Genomic DNA, 20,087 nt, shown 5'->3' with positions numbered 1-20,087 from the left:
ATTTTAGGTTGTCGAAGTTAATCGGCAGCCTATTACTGGGAACACCAACCAAAGTGGTGTATTTATATAAATACAACATGTTAATTTAGAAATAAAATAGGAAGTTAAACATGAAAAATTTAACGTTAAAAAAAGTCGCATTCGGCTTATTATTAGCTGGTTATGCTTCAAGTAGTGCATTTGCTGCTGTACTAACAGCAGAGACATCAGCGCCAATTCACGGTAATGCGCCAATACTTTCAAAGACAAGTGCGGATGTAGATCATACTGTGTCCTTAACAATTACAACTGATGCCGCAGGTCTAACACCAATTGCAGATACAGATCAGGTTAAAGTTGGTCAGTATTTTAAAATTTCATATAATTTGAAAGATAAAGATGGTGATGTTGATAATAAAAACATTGAAAAAACAGTTACTTTTTTCGTCAGACAAAAAGATGCTACTGGTAATTTTGGTGATTGGAAAAAAATCAATACACTTGAAGGTTTAACATCAACAGCAACAAAAAATGTAAATGGTGTGTCTGAAGGTACAATTATATTCAAGATCAATAGTGAATTTAGTGGTGCTGATGAAATTGGTTTCACCTTACAAGAACAGACAGAATTTGGTTTACCAAATACGAATAAATGGTTGAACGTATCTGATATCTGGTCAAAAGTGCCACCTGAAGTTGATAATAATCAGCCAACAAAACCTTCAGAGGAAAAACATGGTCCTGGTGATACCCCTCCTAGTAAAGGTCCTATTATCGATGATGGCTATAGAGTTGGTATTTTCAAATATGGTACTGACGGTAGTTTAGATTTAACTGTTAACTATACAGTTAAACCTGCGACAGGCGATGCACCAACACCTAAATATGGCGAAAAATATGGTGCTGTAGTATGGGACGACGCAAACAAAAACAATATTCCTGATGCAGGTGAGTTAGTGAAAACATCTTCGTATACATACACTTGGACGCTATCTAATGATCCAGCAGCAACAGCTGATTATCAGGATGCTGTAACTACTGAAGCTTTAACCGGAACCACTACTACAACAGGTACGAATGATACAATCTATTTAGGTAGTGAAGACGGTGCCAAGAATAATAATGAGCTTTATAACACTAAATACAAAGCTGGTGCGCAAGGTTACTTGTTGAAAGTTGCAACAGACAGATAATATTATTCGTATTGAATTAATATAGTTCTGTTTTTTAACAGATTAAAAACCACTCTTATGAGTGGTTTTTTTATTAGTTTTTTGTAAGTTACTATCTTTATAGCATGCTATTTCTATTATAGAATAAATATCACAATCACTTATTTGATAATATTATGATCATTCCTTGGCAAGAACTAGATTCAAATACGCTGAATAATTTAATTGAATATTTTGTGTTACGTGAAGGTACGGATTACGGTTTGCAAGAAATATCACTTATAGATAAAGTAGATAATGTTAAATCTCAATTGATTGCGGGAAAAGCGGCAATTTTTTGGTCTGAACTGCACCAAACGATCGACATCAAGCTTGTTAAATAATCACTAAATTCCTTATAGCTTAGTATATAATTTATCGCTCAACTTTGTTATAGTGTGTAAATTGGAAATTGGATTGAGAGGAAGGAATAATGATTGGTAAACAGCACACGGATACAACATTAGAATGGTTTTTATCGCATTGTCATATTCATAAGTATCCCGCCAAAAGCACTCTCATTCATCAAGGCGAAAAAGCAGAAACTCTCTATTACATTGTAAAAGGCTCTGTTGCGGTATTAATTAAAGATGATGAAGGCAATGAGATGATTTTATCTTATTTGAATCAAAATCAATTTTTGGGCGAATTAGGCTTGTTTGAAGAAGGTACAGAACGAAGCGCTTGGGTTAAAGCTAAAACAAGTTGTGAAGTGGCCGAAATTTCTTACAAAAAATTTAAGCAACTTGTTCAAGTCAATCCTGATATTTTAATGCGACTTGCAAGTCAAATGGCAAGCCGTTTACAGGTAACATCAGAAAAAGTGAGTAATTTAGCCTTTCTAGATGTTGCTGGTCGCATTGCTCAAACGCTATTAAATCTAGCCAAACAACCCGATGCAATGACTCATCCCGATGGTATGCAAATCAAAATTACCCGTCAAGAAATAGGTCAAATTGTTGGCTGTTCGCGTGAAACTGTTGGTCGAATTTTAAAAATGCTAGAAGACCAACATTTAATATCGGCACATGGTAAAACCATTGTGGTTTATGGAACCCGTTAATTGATGATGGCTATATTTGATCAAAACATTTATAAAAAGCTATATATGGATTGGCATGTCTCATGATTCAACAAAGATCTATTCCCAATCATGTAGCAATTATTATGGACGGCAATGGTCGTTGGGCCCAACAACGAGAGCAGTTACGCGCAGTTGGGCATAGGGCTGGTTTAAAAGCTGTTCGTAAAATTGTCAGTTATGCATCAACCTTAGGTGTTAGAGCTTTGACTTTATATGCATTTAGTAGTGAAAATTGGAAGCGTCCTCAAAATGAAGTTTCAGCATTACTTTCACTTTTTATTTACGCGTTAAATCGTGAAATGAAAAGTCTGCATAATAATAATGTGAAGTTAAATATTATTGGTGATATTTCGCAATTTAATGAACGATTGCAAACTATGATCATTAAAGCGGAACAACTAACAAAAGACAATTCTGGGTTAGTATTGAATATTGCAGCTAATTATGGTGGGCGATGGGATATTATTCAATCAACGAAAAAAATGGTTAAACATGTTTTAGATGGAAAAATCACTTTAGATGATATTACCGAAACATACTTTGCTTCACAAATAAGTATGAACGAATTACCCGATGTCGATCTCGTTATTCGCACTGGCGGTGAGTATCGAATTAGTAATTTTTTGTTATGGCAAATAGCATATTCAGAATTTTATTTTACTGATGTTTTATGGCCGGATTTTGATCAAGCTTTATTTGATAAAGCAATTGATGTTTTTAATACCCGAGAACGACGTTTTGGTGGTATTCAAGCAGAGGAACATTCATGTTAATTCAACGATTATTGGCTGCAATTGCGCTCATTCCACTTGTGTTAATTATACTTTTTTTTGCTCCATTATCCGTTTTTGTTGTTATTATGATGATAATTGGTGGTATCGCTGCATGGGAGTGGGCTCAATTCTTACATATTACTAACCAACAAAATAAATTGTTTTTTGCTCTTCTAATGGTAGTGATATTGGCTGTACTTTATTTTATTCCAATTCCAATTGAATTAAAAATAACACTCTATAGCGTAATATTATCATTATCCATTATTTGGTGGTTAATTGCACTGATTTTAGTTATGACTTATCCCAAAACTGCACATTATTGGTTCAATTCAATTACATTAAAATTACTGTTTGCTTTTTTTACATTAGTGCCTTTTTTCCTTGGTATGGTGGGGTTAAGGTCGGTCAATTATAGTTCAAATTGTTATACAGGAGCGACTTTGTTGTTATATGTATTTGTTCTTGTATGGGCTACCGATACAGGCGCATATTTTGCTGGGCGAAGTTTTGGAAAAAGAAAATTAGCACCAAAAGTTTCACCCGGTAAAACAATAGAAGGATTTATTGGTGGAGTAAGTCTGGCAGTGGTTATTAGTGTTCTTGCTTATTTTTCGAATCTTATTAATATTAAATTTAATGTATTTTTTATTAGTTCATTATTGGCAATTTTGGTTTCAGTATTAGGTGATCTCACTGAAAGTATGTTTAAACGAGAAGCAGGTATAAAAGATAGTGGCAATCTGATACCTGGTCATGGTGGTCTTTTAGATCGAATAGATAGTTTAACAGCTGCGGTGCCTATTTTTACTGTATTATCTTTGCATTTACTATAAAAAGGTTATAGATTTTGCTTTGGTCACTGTTGTTATTTATCATTACTATCAGTATATTAGTGACTATACATGAATTCGGCCACTTTTTTGTAGCTCGTTTATGTGGAGTTCGTGTTGAATGTTTTTCCATTGGATTTGGAAAAAAAATATGGTCGCATAAATTTTCAAGTGGAACTGAATTTGTTATTGCTATGATTCCTCTTGGTGGTTATGTTAGAATGCTAGATGGAAGATCGAAAGAATTAGCAACCATTGATAAAAGCTCGGCTTTTGATAATAAAAAACTATGGCAAAGAGCTGCAATCGTATTTGCAGGTCCTATAGCTAATTTTGTTCTAGCGGCAGTAATTTATTGGGGTATTTTTTTACTTGGTGTGACAGTTTATCCTGTCAAAATTAAAGAAACGATACCCAATACGCCAGCATCGACAATAAATCTACCGGTCGATGCAGAGTTGAAAAAAGTAAATGATATTCAGATAGACAGTTGGAATGATGTAAATCTAGCTCTGATATCGGTTATGGGGCAACATGATGTGTCTTTAACTTACTTAGTATCAACCAAAAATAGTACAGACGAAATTAGAAAAACTGTCGATATTAGCCATTGGCGATTTGATGTAGAGAAAGAATCAGCAATTACAACATTTGGTTTTATTCCTAAAGCGTTGGAAATTTATCCAATTGTGAGTAAAATTGTGCCAGAATCTGCAGCAGAAAAAGCAGGATTACAAATTGGTGATAAAATTATCAGTTATAATAATAAACTTTATACTAATTGGGATGATTTTTCAGCTGAGATAAAAAAAGCAAATAAACTAACATTGAAGGTCGAACGGAAGAATCATGATGTTGAACTGCTTCTTACACCGACCATTCAAAAAAATGGAGAAGGTGTAGCGGGTTTATATCCTTCTTCAAACGCGGTAGTTAAGCAGTATGGTTTTTTTGAAGGATTAGGTAAAGGCATTGAGCAAACAGTATTAACAACAAAATTAACTGTAGGTTCACTTTATCAGCTAGTGACAGGTGTTATTGGGCTTAAGCATTTATCTGGGCCAATAACGATAGCAAAAAGCGCAGGGCAAACAGCAAGTTATGGTTTCACACCTTACTTATACTTTCTTGCTTTTATCAGTATAAGTTTGGGGGTTATCAATCTTGTTCCATTACCAATGCTAGATGGCGGTCACCTTGTCTTATTATTATGTGAAAAGATTAAGGGAAAAGCTTTATCTAATATAACTCAGGAACGATTATTTCGTATAGGGTTTTTATTATTAATGGTAATAATGGGAATTGCACTATTTAATGATGTTTTACGATTGTGATGGGATGAGGTTATAAACATTTACAATGAAAATAAATAAATTACTTATAGCATCTTTGCTGTTTAGTACCACAGCGGTATACAGTTCTAACGCATTTTGTGTTGATGATTTTGTGGTAAAGGATATTAAATTCGAAGGATTACAACGGGTTACTCCGGGAGCGGCATTGCTTGAAATGCCTGTTCAAGTTGGCGATTATGTGAATGAGGCCGATCTAGGGCGTATCATCAAATCACTTTATGCGAGTGGCAATTTTGAAAACATTAGTGTTTCTCGTGATGGTGATCGATTAATTGTTCATGTTCAAGAACGGCCAACTATTGCAAGTATTACTTTTTCTGGTAATAAATCAGTCAAAGATGACATGTTAAAAAAGAATTTAGATAGTTCTGGAATTCGAGAAGGTGAAGCGTTGGATCGTACAATGCTTTCAGGAATAGAAAAAGGGCTAGAAGATTTTTATTATAGTGTCGGTAAATATAACGCAAAAATCAAAGCTGTTGTTACACCATTATCTCGAAATCGTGTTGATCTGAAATTAGTTATTGCAGAAGGAAAATCCGCATTAATCGATCAAATCAATATTGTCGGTGCGAAAGCTTTTTCTTCTGAAGAGCTTATTGCCCGTTTTTCTTTGCGAGATGAAGTTCCTTGGTGGAATATGCTTGGTGATCGTAAATATCAAAAACAAAAATTAGCTAACGATCTAGATGAATTACAAAGTTTTTACCTCAATCGTGGATATGCTCGATTTAATATTGAATCAACTCAAGTAAGTTTAACGCCAGATAAAAAAGGCATTTACGTCACCATTAATATTCATGAAGGTGAGCAGTACAAACTATCAGGCCTTGATTTTAAAGGCAATTTCGCTGGTCATAAAGATGCTATTGCTAAAATAGCAAAAGAAAACGTAACAATTGGTGAGCTGTATAACGGCAAAAAAATTACCGATGTTGAAGATAATATTAAACGTTTACTTGCTAATTTTGGTTATGCCTATCCTCGAGTGGCTATCCAACCAGAGATGGATGATGCCAACCATCAGGTCAAATTAACTGTCATGGTTGATGTAGGCCAACGTTATTATGTTCGTAATATTAAAATCGTTGGTAACACTGTTACTAGTGAGAGTGTTGTTCGTCGTGAACTTCGTCAAATGGAAGGGGCTTGGTTAAGTAACGGTTTGGTGGAACTAGGTAAAGATCGATTAAATCGACTTGGCTTTTTTGATACAGTCGAAGCCAACACTGAACGTGTTCCGGGCGTTGATGATCAAGTTGATATCATTTATAAAGTGAGTGAACGCAATACGGGTAGTATCAAATTTGGTGTTGGTATTGGCTCAGATAGTGGAATAAGTTTCAATGCTGGTATTTCACAAGATAACTGGTTAGGTACAGGTAACAGTGTATCGTTTGATGTGAATACTACAGATACTGACAAAACTGCATCTATCTCAATTGTTGACCCGTATTTTACGGTGGATGGTGTCAGTTTAGGTGGAAGTATTTATTATAATACTTATAAAGCTGATGATGATAAAGATGAATCAGAATATTCGAGTAAAACATGGGGAGCCTCAGCTAATTTAGGTTTTCCAATTAGTGAGAATAATTTTGTTCGTTTTGGTACTGAATACGCAAATCATAAGCTATCAGATATGAAAGCCCAATATGGTATGTGGCGATATTTTGATAAAATGGGCGAAAAAACAAAAGATAAACACTCTATATCGTTTGATACCAATGACTTATTATTAAATGCATATTGGACTTATAATTCGTTAGATCGTGGTTTCTTCCCGACTGATGGTTTAAAAATAACCTCTAATGCTAAAATTTCTGCACCAGTATTTGATAACCGTTTTTACAAGCTAGTTACTGATGCATCGTATTATTTACCATTTGATTCTGAACATCATTGGGTCTTTTTAACTCGTGGCCGTTTAGGTTATGGTAATGGTCTTGGCGGTAAAGAATTACCATTTTATGAGAACTTCTATGCTGGTGGTTCAACAGTACTTCGTGGTTTTAAATCAAATACCGTTGGTCCTAAGGCTGTATATTTCAATAACAGTAAAGGCTGTAGTGGTTTAGATGATACAAGTACATGTACAAGGTCTAAAGATGCGGTTGGTGGTAATGCTATTGCTTTTGCTAGTACTGAATTAATAGTGCCAACACCATTCATTGGTGAAAAATATGTAGATAATGTTCGTACCTCTGTATTTTTTGATGCTGGTACAGTATGGGATACCGAATGGGACTTTAAAGGACATAATATTCCGGATTATAGCTCTCCATCTGATATAAGAATGTCAGCAGGTTTAGCTGTGCAATGGATGTCCCCTTTAGGACCATTAGTCTTTTCTTATGCACAGCCGTTTAAAAAATATAATGGAGACTCGGCTCAACAGTTCCAGTTTAATATAGGATCGACATGGTAATGCCATGTCAAAATTAATAAATAGACATAGGTGATAAAAGTGAAAAAAATTATTTCAGTTCTAGGTATAAGTGCTGCATTATTGTTTACAGGTATGGCAAATGCAGAAGTGAAAATTGGTGTGGTTGATGTTATGTCAGTTTTACAAAAAATGCCACAACGAGAAACAGTAGGTAAAGCATTAGATAAGGAATTTGAAGCAAGAGCTAAATCTCTGCAAGACGAAGAAAAGAAAGCAGGAGATGCTGCTGCTCGTCTCAAAAAAGATGGTCTGACTTTATCTGCTTCTGAAAAAACTAAATTAAACAAAACAATTTCTGATTTTGAAAACAAAGCTAAAGCATTTTCAGCTGATTATCGTAAACGTGAAACAGAAGAAGCCGGCAAATTATTAACTAAAATTCAAGAAGCGGTTAAAGACATTGTTACTACTGAAAAGTACGATATCATTTTAAAAGCTGAAGCGACATTATCAGCATCAGATGCTGTAGATATCACAAATAAAGTATTGGAAAAGGTTAGTAAATAATGTCAGCTTTTTGTTTAAAACAACTAGCTCAACAGCTTGATGCGAAGTTACATGGTGATGGTGAATTATCCATCACCGGTATTGCTTCAATGCAAAGTGCAAAATCAGGACAAATTACTTTTTTGTCTGATAAAAAATTGCAAAGTAACTTATTAGAATGTAAAGCTTCTGCTGTTGTGATGACAGAGGATAGTCTTGAATATTGGAAGGGTGCTGCTCTAATTGTCAAAAATCCCTATCTCGCTTATGCAAAATTAGCTCAGTTACTTGACAGTACACCTGTACCCGCTGAAGGTATAGCAACGACTGCTGTAATAGATCCAACAGCAAAATTAGGTACTAATATTTCGATTGGTGCAAATGCTGTTATCGAAAGTGGTGTTGTACTTGGTGATAATTGCATTATTGGTCCTGGTTGTTTTATAGGAAAAAATACGACGATTGGCTCAGGGACAAAATTATGGGCTAATATCTCTGTATATCATAATTGTATAATTGGTGATAATTGTTTAATTCAATCCGGTACCGTCATTGGTGCGGATGGATTTGGATACGCTAATGATCGCGGTAAATGGATTAAAATCCCACAATTAGGTCGGGTTATCATTGGTAACAATGTAGAAATTGGTGCTTCAACAACAATTGATCGTGGTGCACTTGATGATACAGTAATTGGTGATGGCGTGATTATCGATAACCAATGCCAAATTGCGCATAATGATGTAATCGGTGATCATACTGCGGTCGCTGGTGGCGTTATTATGGCGGGAAGTTTAACTATTGGTCGTCACTGTATGATTGGTGGAGCGAGCGTCATTAACGGGCATATGGAAATATGTGATCAAGTTACCGTAACAGGAATGGGAATGGTTATGCGCCCTATTAAAGAGCCTGGCGTTTACTCATCAGGGATCCCATTACAAGAAAATAAAGTATGGCGAAAAACCGCTTCATTGGTATTACATATTGATGAAATGAATAAACGTTTGAAAGCGCTTGAGAAGAAACTATTAAATGTCTCGACGTAGGCGATTACGGTCGGTATAATGCTTGCCTATTTTATCAATTTTTTTAGCTCAATTATTAAGTTAAACTAATTTTGAGCAGATATTATTTAATAATTTTGAGGTATGAAGATGCAAGTTTCGGTAGAAACAACACAAGGTTTAGGTCGACGTTTATCAATTACAATTAAAGCAGAAGACATTAAAAAAGCGGTTGATAAAGAACTCATTAATACGGCAAAAAAAGTACGTATTGATGGCTTTCGTAAAGGAAAAGTACCTTTAAAAATTGTTGAGCAGCGTTATGGGGCTTCTATTTTACAAGATGCATTAAGTGATTTAATGCAACGAAATTTTGTTGATGCAATTATTCAAGAAAAAATCAATCCAGCTGGCGCACCAACTTATTCTCCTACTCAGTTTAAAGAAGGACAAGATTATACTTATACGGTTGAATTTGAAGTTTATCCGGATGTTAAAATTAAAGATTTAGATAAAATTGAAGTTGAAAAACCTGTCGCTGAAGTAAATGATGCTGATATTGATACAATGATCGAGACTTTACGTAAACAACAAGGCACTTGGAAAGAGGTAGATCAATCTGCACAAGAACAAAATCGTGTTACTTTAGATTTTGTTGGTCAAGTTGATGGTAGTGAATTTGAAGGTGGAAAAGCGGATAATTTTACTCTAGTTTTAGGTCAAGGTCGTATGATTCCTGGCTTTGAAGATGCAATTGTTGGTCATAAAGCTGGTGATAAATTTGATATTAACGTCACTTTCCCTCAAGACTATCATGCTGAAAACTTAAAAGGTAAACCGGCTGTTTTTGCTGCGACCTTAAACAAAGTTGAAGAGCTAGAACTACCTGAATTAAATAAAGACGTTATCAAACGATTTGGTATTGCTGATGGTACTGTTGAAAGTTTACGTGCAGAAGTGCGTAAAAATATGTTACGTGAGCTTAATGCAACTATTCGTAACAAAATAAAAGCTCAAGTCATTGATGGTTTAGTTAAAAATAATGAAATTGATGTTCCTAATGCCTTAATTGAGCGCGAAATTGATGTATTACGCCAACAAGCAGTCTCTCGCTTTGGTGGTAATGTGAAACAAGCAATGGAATTACCTAAAGAACTTTTTGAAGCAGAAGCGAAACGTCGCGTATCGGTGGGATTACTATTTGGTGAAATCATTGAAAGTAATAAACTTAAAGCTGATGAAACACGAGTGAAATCATTAATTGATGAAATTGCAACAGCTTATGAAGATCCAAAAGAAGTCATAGAATATTATCATAAAGATAAAAAAGCTATGGATAACCTTCGTTCTGTAGCATTAGAAGATCAAGTTGTTGATTTATTATTAGCTAGCGCTAAAGTAACAGATAAAAATTACTCATTTTCTGAATTAATGAATCAACAAGTAGCTTAGTTTTTTTTATTATCTGTTTCATTTAATCAAAAAGATCACTTTAGAGCCCAAATAAGGATTGTCTGTTTGGGCTATTTTGTTTAATTAGGAGATGAAAATGCCTTTAGAACCATATATGAGCGTTATTCCAATGGTTGTTGAACAAAGCTCGCGAGGAGAAAGAGCTTACGACATATACTCACGATTATTGAAAGAACGCGTTATATTTTTAACTGGTCAAGTTGAAGATAATATGGCGAATTTAATTATTGCTCAGATGTTATTTCTAGAAGCTGAAAATCCCGAAAAAGATATTTATTTATATATTAATTCACCTGGCGGTGTCGTCACAGCAGGCATGGCTATTTACGATACAATGCAATTTATCAAACCAGATGTAAGCACTATTTGTTTGGGACAAGCATGTTCAATGGGGTCACTACTACTGACTGCTGGCACTAAAGGTAAACGTTACTGCTTACCTAATGCTCGGGTTATGATTCATCAACCATTAGGTGGTTTTCAAGGACAAGCTTCCGATATTCAAATTCATGCTCAGGAAATTTTACAGGTAAAAAGTCGGTTGAATAGTATTTTAGCCAAGCATACCGGTCAAGATATCAGCGTGATAGAAAAAGATACCGATCGTGATAACTTTATGTCTGCCGAAAAAGCAGTTGAATATGGATTAGTTGATGCCATATACAGTAAACGATCATAATAAATAAATTAGGTGGTAAAAGTGAATAAAGAAAGTTCTGAAAAATTACTCTATTGTACTTTTTGTGGGAAAAGTGAACATGAAGTTCGTAAATTAATTGCTGGTCCATCATCTATTTATATTTGTAACGAATGCATAGGATTATGTAATGATATCTTAAAAGAAGAAACTAAAAGCTTCCTTTCTCATGAAGAGTTTATTAGCAAACCTTTACCAACTCCACATGAAATTCGAAAACATCTTGATGAATATGTGATTGGTCAAGATCGAGCGAAAAAGGTTTTATCCGTTGCTGTTTATAATCACTATAAGCGCTTACGTAATCATGCTAGCCGTAATGATGTTGAATTAGGTAAAAGTAATATTCTATTAATCGGGCCAACTGGTAGTGGTAAAACATTATTAGCTGAAACGTTAGCGCGTTTTTTAGATGTTCCTTTCGCTATGGCTGATGCAACAACGCTAACTGAAGCTGGTTATGTCGGTGAAGATGTTGAAAATATCATTCAAAAGTTATTACAAAATTGTGACTATGATGTTGAAAAAGCTCAACGTGGAATTATTTATGTTGATGAAATCGATAAGATTTCTCGAAAATCTGATAATCCATCTATCACTCGAGATGTATCTGGTGAAGGCGTTCAACAAGCACTTTTAAAAATTATTGAAGGAACTATTGCTTCGGTTCCACCTAAAGGTGGGCGTAAACATCCGCAGCAGGAATTTTTACAAGTTGATACTTCTAAAATTTTATTCATTTGTGGTGGCGCATTTAGTGGTTTAGATAAAGTTATCGAAAATCGAGTTTCTACTAACACCGGCATAGGTTTTGGCGCTGATGTTAAAAGTACTAAAAATAAAGCAACAGAATCCGAATTATTGGCGCAAATCGAATCGGAAGATTTAGTCAAATTTGGTTTGATTCCAGAATTTATTGGACGATTACCAGTGATTGGCACATTGTCTGAACTGGATAAAGAGGCTTTAATTAGTATATTGACTGAACCGAAAAATGCATTAACAAAACAGTTTGAAACACTTTTTGATTTAGATGGTGTTGAACTTGAATTCACTCCAGAGGCATTAGCTGCTATTGCAACTAAAGCTTTAAAACGAAAAACTGGAGCACGAGGCTTGCGTTCAATTGTTGAAAATATTTTGTTAGATACTATGTATGACTTACCATCAAACAAAAATATTAAAAAAGTGATAGTTGAAAAAGAAACAGTTGAACAGTCTCAAGCGCCAAGTTTAGTATACCGAGATAATGTTGAGCTTTCAGCATAATTTTAGATATGCTTGTTAGTTTTTGACTCACAAGCATTAGTTCAAATAGTTTAGGTATAATTACGTATAGATCGTATAGATATTGTCAAGATGTTTCAGGAATAGTATGTATTTAAATCATAAATAATAGACTTGAATATCTAAAAACGACCCCAATATCAACATAATAGGTTTTGTACTATTAGAGAGAATAAAATGAAAACAAAACAAACTAACCAAATGATTATGCCTATTTTACCATTACGTGATGTCGTTGTTTTTCCACATATGGTAATCCCTCTCTTTGTTGGTCGTAATAAATCAATACGTTGTCTTGAAAGTGCAATGGAAATGGACAAACAAGTTTTTCTTGTAACCCAAAAAAATCCTTCACAAGATGATCCTGAGATTGATGATTTATATGAAATTGGTACTGTAGCAAATATTTTGCAATTACTTCAACTGCCTGATGGCACTGTAAAAGTGTTAGTTGAAGGTGTCGAAAGAGCAAAAATTGTTGATATTGTCGAACAAAAAGAAGATGATTTTTTCGTTGCTAGTATTCAACCATTGCATGAAAAAAATAAAGATAGTGATTTAAATGAAGCTTTAATGCGGGTAGTACTTTCTAATTTTGATGATTATGCAAAACTGAATAAAAAAGTCACACAAGAAGTTGTCGATTCAATTCGATTAATCAAAGAGCCTTCTCAACTTGCTGATTCAATTGCAGCTACGCTATTTTTAAAAGTTGAACAAAAACAAGAGTTACTTGTTACCGCTAATTTAGAAAAGCGTTTTGAATTGCTTATCTCATTGATGGAAGCGGAAATTGATTTATTACAAGTTGAAAAAAATATCCGCCAGCGCGTTAAACAGCAAATGGAAAAAGCGCAAAAAGAGTATTATCTTAACGAACAGATCAAAGCAATCCATAAAGAATTGGGTGATATTGATAATAAACCTGATGAATATGAAGAACTAAAAGAGAAAATTACTAAGGCAAAGATGCCTCAAGAAGCGACCGAAAAAGCATTAGCGGAGCTTAATAAACTCAAAATGATGCCGGCAATGTCTGCTGAAGCAACAGTGGTTCGTGGTTATATTGACTGGATGATACAGATTCCGTGGCATAAACGTTCGAAAGTCAAAAAAGATATTGAAGCAGCACAGAAAGTTTTGGATAAAGATCATTATGGTTTAGAGCGAGTTAAAGACCGTATTTTAGAGTACTTAGCCGTACAAGGACGAGTTAATAAGGTCAAAGGTCCAATTTTATGTTTAGTTGGTCCTCCAGGGGTAGGTAAAACATCGTTAGGCCAATCTATTGCTAAAGCAACAGGTCGTCAATATGTACGTATGGCTCTTGGTGGTGTTCGTGACGAAGCCGAGATTCGTGGTCATAGACGTACTTATATTGGTTCTATGCCAGGTAAATTGATACAACGTATGGTTAAAGTCGGTGTCAAAAATCCGTTATTTTTACTTGATGAAATTGATAAAATGGCATCAGATATGCGGGGTGATCCTGCTTCTGCATTATTAGAAGTGCTTGATCCAGAACAAAATAATGCATTTAGTGATCACTACTTAGAAGTTGATTATGACTTGTCGGATGTGATGTTTGTTGCTACGGCGAATTCAATGAATATTCCTGCTCCTTTATTAGATAGGATGGAAGTCATTCGTCTATCAGGCTATACCGAAGACGAAAAATTGAATATTGCAAAGCAGCATTTAATTTCGAAACAGATTGAAAATAATGGATTAAAATCAAAAGAAATAGAGATTGATGATTCAGCGATTATCGGCATTATTCGTTATTATACTCGAGAGGCTGGTGTACGTAGTTTAGAACGAGAAATTGCCAAAATTTGCCGTAAAGTGGTTAAGCAATTAGCCTTAAACAGTAAGTTGAAAAAAGTAACGATTACGCAAGATAATTTGAAGGATTTCTTAGGTATTCAACGGTTTGATTACGGTAAAACTGACAACGAAAATCGCGTAGGTCAAGTTATTGGTCTTGCTTGGACAGAAGTTGGTGGTGATTTATTGACAATTGAATCGGTGAGTGTTCCTGGTAAAGGAAAACTGACTTACACAGGTTCATTAGGTGATGTTATGCAAGAGTCTATCCAAACGGCATTGACGGTGGTACGTTCTCGAGCAGAAAAATTAGGTATTAATAGCGATTTTTACGAAAAACGCGATATACATGTACATGTTCCTGATGGTGCGACACCAAAGGATGGACCAAGTGCTGGTATTGCCATGTGTACATCATTAATTTCGACACTAACGGGTAACCCTGTCCGGTCAGATGTTGCCATGACAGGTGAAATAACTTTACGTGGTGAAGTGTTACCTATTGGTGGACTAAAAGAGAAATTACTGGCAGCACATCGCGGTGGCATTAAAACAGTAATTATACCAAAGGATAATGTTAAAGATTTAGAGGAAATACCTGATAATGTAAAATCAGAAGTTGATATTAGACCTGTTCAATGGATTGATGACGTGATCACCATTGCATTACAAAATAATCCATTTGGTATCGAACCACTGAAAAAAAACATTAAATTAAAACCCTCTTCAAAAAAGGCTACAAAAGTAGTGAAAACTAAAATTCCTACACATGCCCGATTGAATTAATCATCCTTAAAATTAAAAAGATCAACTGATGTTGATCTTTTTTTTTATCTCGGATAATTCCGATAATAGCCAATTTAACTAAATATGCTATACTTGCCAAATTAAAACTTAAGGTGTATGGAGAAAAGCAAGAAATGATGGATACAATCCGTAAAGCGGCAAATAATATTGTCGTTAAGATTATTTTTGCAATCATTATTTTATCTTTTATATTTACAGGGATTGGTTTTTTTGGGTTTGGTGGTAGTAACAAAGCTAACGATGCTACACTATATATTGCAAAAGTTGATGGAGAAGGTATTAGTCGAGCTGAATTTGAAGCACGCGCAAAAGAAGTTACCTCAACGTCAATGGGTGATCCTGCATTTATTAAACAACTTCGTCGGAACGTATTTTATTCTGAAATTACCAACTATTTAGCCTATAAATTTTCTCAACAACTTGGTGCAAACATAAGTAATGACCAAGTAAAAGAGTTTATAAGACAGCAAAGAGTATTTTTTGACAATGGTAAATTTAGTAATGAAAAATATTTAGACCTCTTAGCTGCCAATGGTTACACACCAGATACTTATGGTGAAGGTATAAGATCATCTTTACAACAACAACAAGTCATAGACGCTCTAATCAATTCGAGTTTTGTTTTACCTGTGGACTCAGAAATTTCTAAATTGAAGGAGCAAACTCGAACCATTTATACAGCAGCGATTAATCCCAATATTGTTAATCTCGATGATGTGAAAATTACGTTAGAGGATGAGCAAAAATATTATGACGAACACCAAAGTGAATTTTATAAAAAAGAGAGAGTGAAATTTAATTATATTTTAAATGAAGAATATCAATATAATAAAAAAATTCATGTCAGTGGTGATGAGGTAAAACAAGAATTTAATAACAATATTAAAGATTATACTTTTCCTGCAAAAAAATCTTATAGTGTAATTTATATCAAAGATAAACATGAGGCTGATGATATTGTTAATGAATTAGCATCAGGTAGCAATTTTGAAAGTATTGCTAAAACTGTTAATCAAGATAATGCATCTCCATATGGTAAAAATGGTTCATTAGGTTGGTTTGTTGATGATGATTCTTTACCACAGGCATTTAAAGATGCACACTTGGATACAATAGGGCAAATATCTAATCCTATTGCTGTTGATGAAGGATATCTTATTGTCAAATTAGATGATATTCAACCCGCTAAAGCAATGGATTTTGATTATGCTAAGTCTATTATCGAATCAAAACTTAAGAATTCGAAAATAAAAAATGCATTTGAAACTGTAGAACAGAAAATCCAAGCTGCAGTTAACAAAAATCCTAATTCATTAGAATTGATTGCTAAAGAATCTGATTTACCACTATTTAATTCTGATTGGGCTTATTTTAATGATGTATCAACTATTTTACGTTATCCTGAAGTTAGAGATGTTGCTTTTAGTGATGAAATGATAGTTGATGGTAAAGTAACAGGTAAAGTGTCTGAAATGATAACCGTCGGACAAGGTTTAGATTTGTCTGATTTTGTCATTCAGGTGGTTGATTATCGACCAGAAGGTATTGCACCTTTTGATGAAGTTAAAGATGAAATTAATAAAAAATTACATCAAGATATTGCCAATAGTCGTTTTCAAGCTACTGTTAATAGCACAATGGAACAATTAAATAATAAAGGTAGTTCGGCAAATGTGCAATTTTCCAAAAATTATACCCTACATCGTAATGACAATGATCTCGATGCGCGTGTTATAAATATGGTGTTTGATCTGGTACCTTCAACAACATCTAAACGCGTGTATGGCGTAGAATATTTGAATGATAAAAGCGCAACAGTTGTTGTGTTAACGGGTGTTAATACCCCTAGCGAATCGAAAGATATATCATCAGAATTATTACCATTATTCATGAATAATACCTATTATTATTTAGCTGAAGATATCCGTTCTAAAGCTAAAATCGAAATAATGCCGGATGCAAATTTGTGATGTAGTTCGTAAAATTACAGAAAATTTGTTTAATTTAGAAAAGTCACTTAGGTGACTTTTCTCATTTTTTAAATGATTAACGCCATATAGTTTTATTCAATGACATAGTAATAAAGCATATTAATTGCATAACTATATTTAAGAGGTTAATCAAATGAAACTATTTTCCCTAATCTGTCTTTTATTATCGAGTCTAGCGTTTTCTAATGTAAGTTTAGCTGATAAGTTACCTAATGAAGTAGCTAAACAAGATCAGCAACAAATAACTCAAGTCAATATCAATACCGCTTCGGCAGAGGAACTCACAAAAGTATTAACAGGAATAGGCGCAAGTAAAGCTAAAAAAATCGTTGAGTATCGTGAAAAATTTGGGCCTTTTGTTTCAGTAGAACAATTAAAAGAGGTATCAGGTATTGGTCAAGCAACATTGGATAAAAATGCTGGTAAAATAGCATTATAACGTAATTAGGCAGTCGACTGAGAACCTCGTCGGCTGTTTATCTAGATGACTTCGATTAATTATCTATAGGATCAACATCTATGCTCCACCTAACTTTGCTTGATTCATTCCATTTTTCTATTGTTATAATTAATTGATCTAAAATAGTTTGAAGCTTTTGTCGATTAGTATGTTGTACTAATAACTGCCAACGGTTGTACCCCGCTTTTTTGGCTTGATTTGCTGGCATTGGACCAAGTAACCATAAAGCAGGATCGTCACAATGCATTTTTAACCACTCATCTATACGTTGTAAAAATGCTGGTGCATATTGATTATTACGATCTGCTGCACGAATTAATGTCTGGTAACTAAATGGTGGTAATAAGGTTTTTTGACGCTCTAGCAACGTCTGTTTGGCAAACTCTTGATATCCTTGATGAAGCAAAATATTTAATAAAGGATGATCTGGATGATAGGTTTGTAAAATGACTTCACCTGCTTTGGCCTCACGTCCTGCTCTACCAGATACTTGCGTATAGATTTGTGCAAATCGCTCTGTTGCGCGAAAATCACTTGAAAACAATGCACCATCAACATCAACAATACCAACTAAAGTAACATTCGGAAAGTGATGGCCTTTAGCTAAAATTTGGGTACCAACTAAAATGTGAGCACCACCTTGCTCAATAGTTTGTAAATATGTATCGAGTGCACCTTTTTTAGATACAGTATCACGATCAATTCGGCTAATTTTTATTTCTGGAAATAATATTGCTAATTGTTTTTCAAGTTGTTCGGTACCAAATCCAACGGGTACTAAGTGCGTTGAACCACATTTAGGGCATTGTTTAGGTACCCCTCTTGGGGTATCGCAATAATGGCAACTGAGTTTATTTTGCTGTTGGTGAAAGGTATACGGTCTATCACAACGTGGGCACTCAGCAATCCAACCACAATCATGGCATATCAATAAAGGTGAAAAACCTCGTCGATTTAAGAATAACATGACTTGATTGTTATTGTTTAGATGTTTTTTTATTTGTTCAATAAGGGGTTGAGATAATCCAGCCGATAAGACTAATCCTCTTATATCTAAGATAGATTGTTTTGCTAGTTGTGCATTTCCTGCTCGTTTAGTTAACTGTAATAATTGATAACGGTGATTTTGGACATTATTCAAGGTTTCAAGTGACGGTGTTGCAGAACCTAATAATATAGGGATATTATCGAATTTGGCACGAATAATGGCTAAATCCCTTGCATTATAACGCCATCCTTCTTGTTGTTTATAAGAGCTATCATGTTCTTCATCAATAATAATTATGCCCAAGTCTTTAAACGGTGTAAAAACTGAAGAGCGAGTACCAACGACAATGGCATTTTCACCATTCTTACTCCTTAACCAAACATTCAACCGTTGCTTATCGGTTAATCCTGAATGTAAAATATCAATCGGTGCGTTAAAGCGTTGTTCAAAACGTCTAATTGTTTGTGGCGTTAAACTAATTTCGGGTACTAATACTAGTGCCTGCTTGCCTTTTGCTAAAATGCCAGTCAGGACATTTAAATAAACTTCCGTTTTACCTGATCCAGTGATCCCTTCTAACAAAAATACTGAAAAATGATCATTTTGTTGATTGATGGTATTAATAGCTTGGATTTGTTCGTTATTTAATACAATAGTATTGCGATTAGTTGAAAAACTAGATTGCCATGGAATGTTATTTGGTTGTTGACTGATTTGGGTAATCAATTGTTTTTTTTGTAACTGATGATATACAGTTAAGCTTAAATCTGAATCATGCAACTGATTATTTCTAAATAAAGATAATAACAATTTTTGTTTTGGTGCTCTTGATAATGTATTTAAATCAATATGTTGACCTAATTGCGTCAGTTGCCATTGTTTAATTTCATCTTGGCAAGCTTTGCGACCTTGGCGTAACAAAATAGGCATAGCGTGAAACAAAACTTCGCCAATGGGATAATGATAGTAATTAGCTGCCCAATTTAATAATTTCCAAATTGAATTTGTGAACAACGGTTGCTCGTCAATTATTGAGACAATTGATTTTAAGTGTTCAATTTCAATGTCGGTTTGCTGATCTATTTTAACAATAATACCTATAGCAAAACGTTTACCAAAAGGGACTGTTACTCGCATACCCACTTGAGCAGGTGAAGTTAAGCAATAGTCATAAAGTTGGTAAAGCGGTACCGGTAAGGCTACATGAGCGATCAGCATTAAGTGTCACAAGTAAAATTAATCAAGGTCAATATTGTACTGAGTTTTTATATAACTCGCAAAAGCTAGCTGACATCATTTGTTTTTTATGGATTTTATCTAATAAGTTTGCGATTAAACTTTAAAATTTAAATGGTAACCCATTGATCGAAATATGGTATC

Annotated in this window: 16 protein-coding genes; 15 read left to right on the top strand and 1 reads right to left on the bottom strand. The window is 34.3% G+C overall.

Annotation, left to right across the window (positions count from 1 at the left end; all coding sequences use genetic code 11):
* Positions 1–110: 110 nt before the first annotated feature.
* The 15 genes from J3U56_RS04470 (at position 111) to J3U56_RS04400 (ending at position 17,698) form a co-directional block, all read left to right on the top strand.
* Positions 111–1,172 (top strand): hypothetical protein, encoded by a 1,062-nt coding sequence (locus tag J3U56_RS04470; protein WP_267343988.1) that lies wholly within the window; start codon positions 111–113, stop codon positions 1,170–1,172.
* Positions 1,173–1,327: 155 nt separating this feature from the next.
* Entirely contained in the window at positions 1,328–1,534 is a 207-nt protein-coding gene (locus J3U56_RS04465) for a YheU family protein (protein ID WP_267366836.1), read from the top strand.
* An 89-nt stretch (positions 1,535–1,623) separates the two neighbouring features.
* Positions 1,624–2,253 carry a cAMP-activated global transcriptional regulator CRP gene (crp, locus tag J3U56_RS04460; RefSeq protein ID WP_416379580.1) on the top strand — a complete coding sequence of 210 codons (630 nt, stop codon included), beginning with the start codon at positions 1,624–1,626 and terminating at the stop codon, positions 2,251–2,253.
* A gap of 62 nt (positions 2,254–2,315) precedes the next feature.
* Complete coding sequence (locus tag J3U56_RS04455) at positions 2,316–3,047, top strand: isoprenyl transferase (protein ID WP_267333620.1); 732 nt, start codon at positions 2,316–2,318, stop codon at positions 3,045–3,047.
* On the top strand, positions 3,041–3,883 hold the full coding sequence (locus J3U56_RS04450) for a phosphatidate cytidylyltransferase (RefSeq protein ID WP_267366833.1): 843 nt from the start codon (positions 3,041–3,043) through the stop codon (positions 3,881–3,883). Before J3U56_RS04455 ends, J3U56_RS04450 begins: the two co-directional genes overlap by 7 nt.
* A gap of 14 nt (positions 3,884–3,897) precedes the next feature.
* Positions 3,898–5,214: an RIP metalloprotease RseP gene (rseP, locus tag J3U56_RS04445; RefSeq protein WP_323849497.1), complete on the top strand. Its 1,317-nt coding sequence runs from the start codon at positions 3,898–3,900 to the stop codon at positions 5,212–5,214.
* Positions 5,215–5,239: 25 nt separating this feature from the next.
* The gene (bamA, locus tag J3U56_RS04440; RefSeq protein ID WP_267333618.1) at positions 5,240–7,663 is read left to right on the top strand and encodes an outer membrane protein assembly factor BamA; all 2,424 of its coding nucleotides are present in this window, start codon (positions 5,240–5,242) and stop codon (positions 7,661–7,663) included.
* A gap of 39 nt (positions 7,664–7,702) precedes the next feature.
* Entirely contained in the window at positions 7,703–8,191 is a 489-nt protein-coding gene (locus J3U56_RS04435) for an OmpH family outer membrane protein (protein WP_267333617.1), read from the top strand.
* Positions 8,191–9,219, top strand: coding sequence for a UDP-3-O-(3-hydroxymyristoyl)glucosamine N-acyltransferase (gene lpxD / locus J3U56_RS04430; protein ID WP_267333616.1), 1,029 nt, complete (start codon positions 8,191–8,193; stop codon positions 9,217–9,219). The genes J3U56_RS04435 and lpxD overlap by 1 nt, the downstream gene beginning before the upstream one ends.
* 108 nt (positions 9,220–9,327) lie before the next feature.
* Complete coding sequence (gene tig / locus J3U56_RS04425; protein WP_267333615.1) at positions 9,328–10,629, top strand: trigger factor; 1,302 nt, start codon at positions 9,328–9,330, stop codon at positions 10,627–10,629.
* Between the two features lie 97 nt (positions 10,630–10,726).
* Entirely contained in the window at positions 10,727–11,329 is a 603-nt protein-coding gene (gene clpP, locus J3U56_RS04420) for an ATP-dependent Clp endopeptidase proteolytic subunit ClpP (RefSeq protein ID WP_304364024.1), read from the top strand.
* A gap of 12 nt (positions 11,330–11,341) precedes the next feature.
* The gene (gene clpX, locus J3U56_RS04415; protein ID WP_324101515.1) at positions 11,342–12,616 is read left to right on the top strand and encodes an ATP-dependent protease ATP-binding subunit ClpX; all 1,275 of its coding nucleotides are present in this window, start codon (positions 11,342–11,344) and stop codon (positions 12,614–12,616) included.
* A gap of 195 nt (positions 12,617–12,811) precedes the next feature.
* Complete coding sequence (gene lon, locus J3U56_RS04410; protein ID WP_267333613.1) at positions 12,812–15,247, top strand: endopeptidase La; 2,436 nt, start codon at positions 12,812–12,814, stop codon at positions 15,245–15,247.
* Between the two features lie 134 nt (positions 15,248–15,381).
* The gene (locus J3U56_RS04405; protein WP_267333612.1) at positions 15,382–17,238 is read left to right on the top strand and encodes a SurA N-terminal domain-containing protein; all 1,857 of its coding nucleotides are present in this window, start codon (positions 15,382–15,384) and stop codon (positions 17,236–17,238) included.
* A gap of 154 nt (positions 17,239–17,392) precedes the next feature.
* A complete protein-coding gene (locus tag J3U56_RS04400; RefSeq protein WP_267343983.1) occupies positions 17,393–17,698 on the top strand; it encodes a ComEA family DNA-binding protein in 306 nt (101 codons plus the stop codon).
* Positions 17,699–17,753: 55 nt separating this feature from the next.
* Here the strand turns inward: J3U56_RS04400 and priA are convergent, their stop codons facing one another.
* A complete protein-coding gene (gene priA / locus J3U56_RS04395; RefSeq protein ID WP_267366829.1) occupies positions 17,754–19,925 on the bottom strand; it encodes a primosomal protein N' in 2,172 nt (723 codons plus the stop codon).
* Positions 19,926–20,087 lie beyond the last annotated feature (162 nt).

The sequence above is a fragment of the Gilliamella sp. B2824 genome, from assembly GCF_026536245.1.
Taxonomy (GTDB): domain Bacteria; phylum Pseudomonadota; class Gammaproteobacteria; order Enterobacterales; family Orbaceae; genus Gilliamella.
The sequence above is the reverse complement of the archived record's forward strand: the minus strand, read 5'-3'. Positions and strand labels throughout refer to the sequence as shown.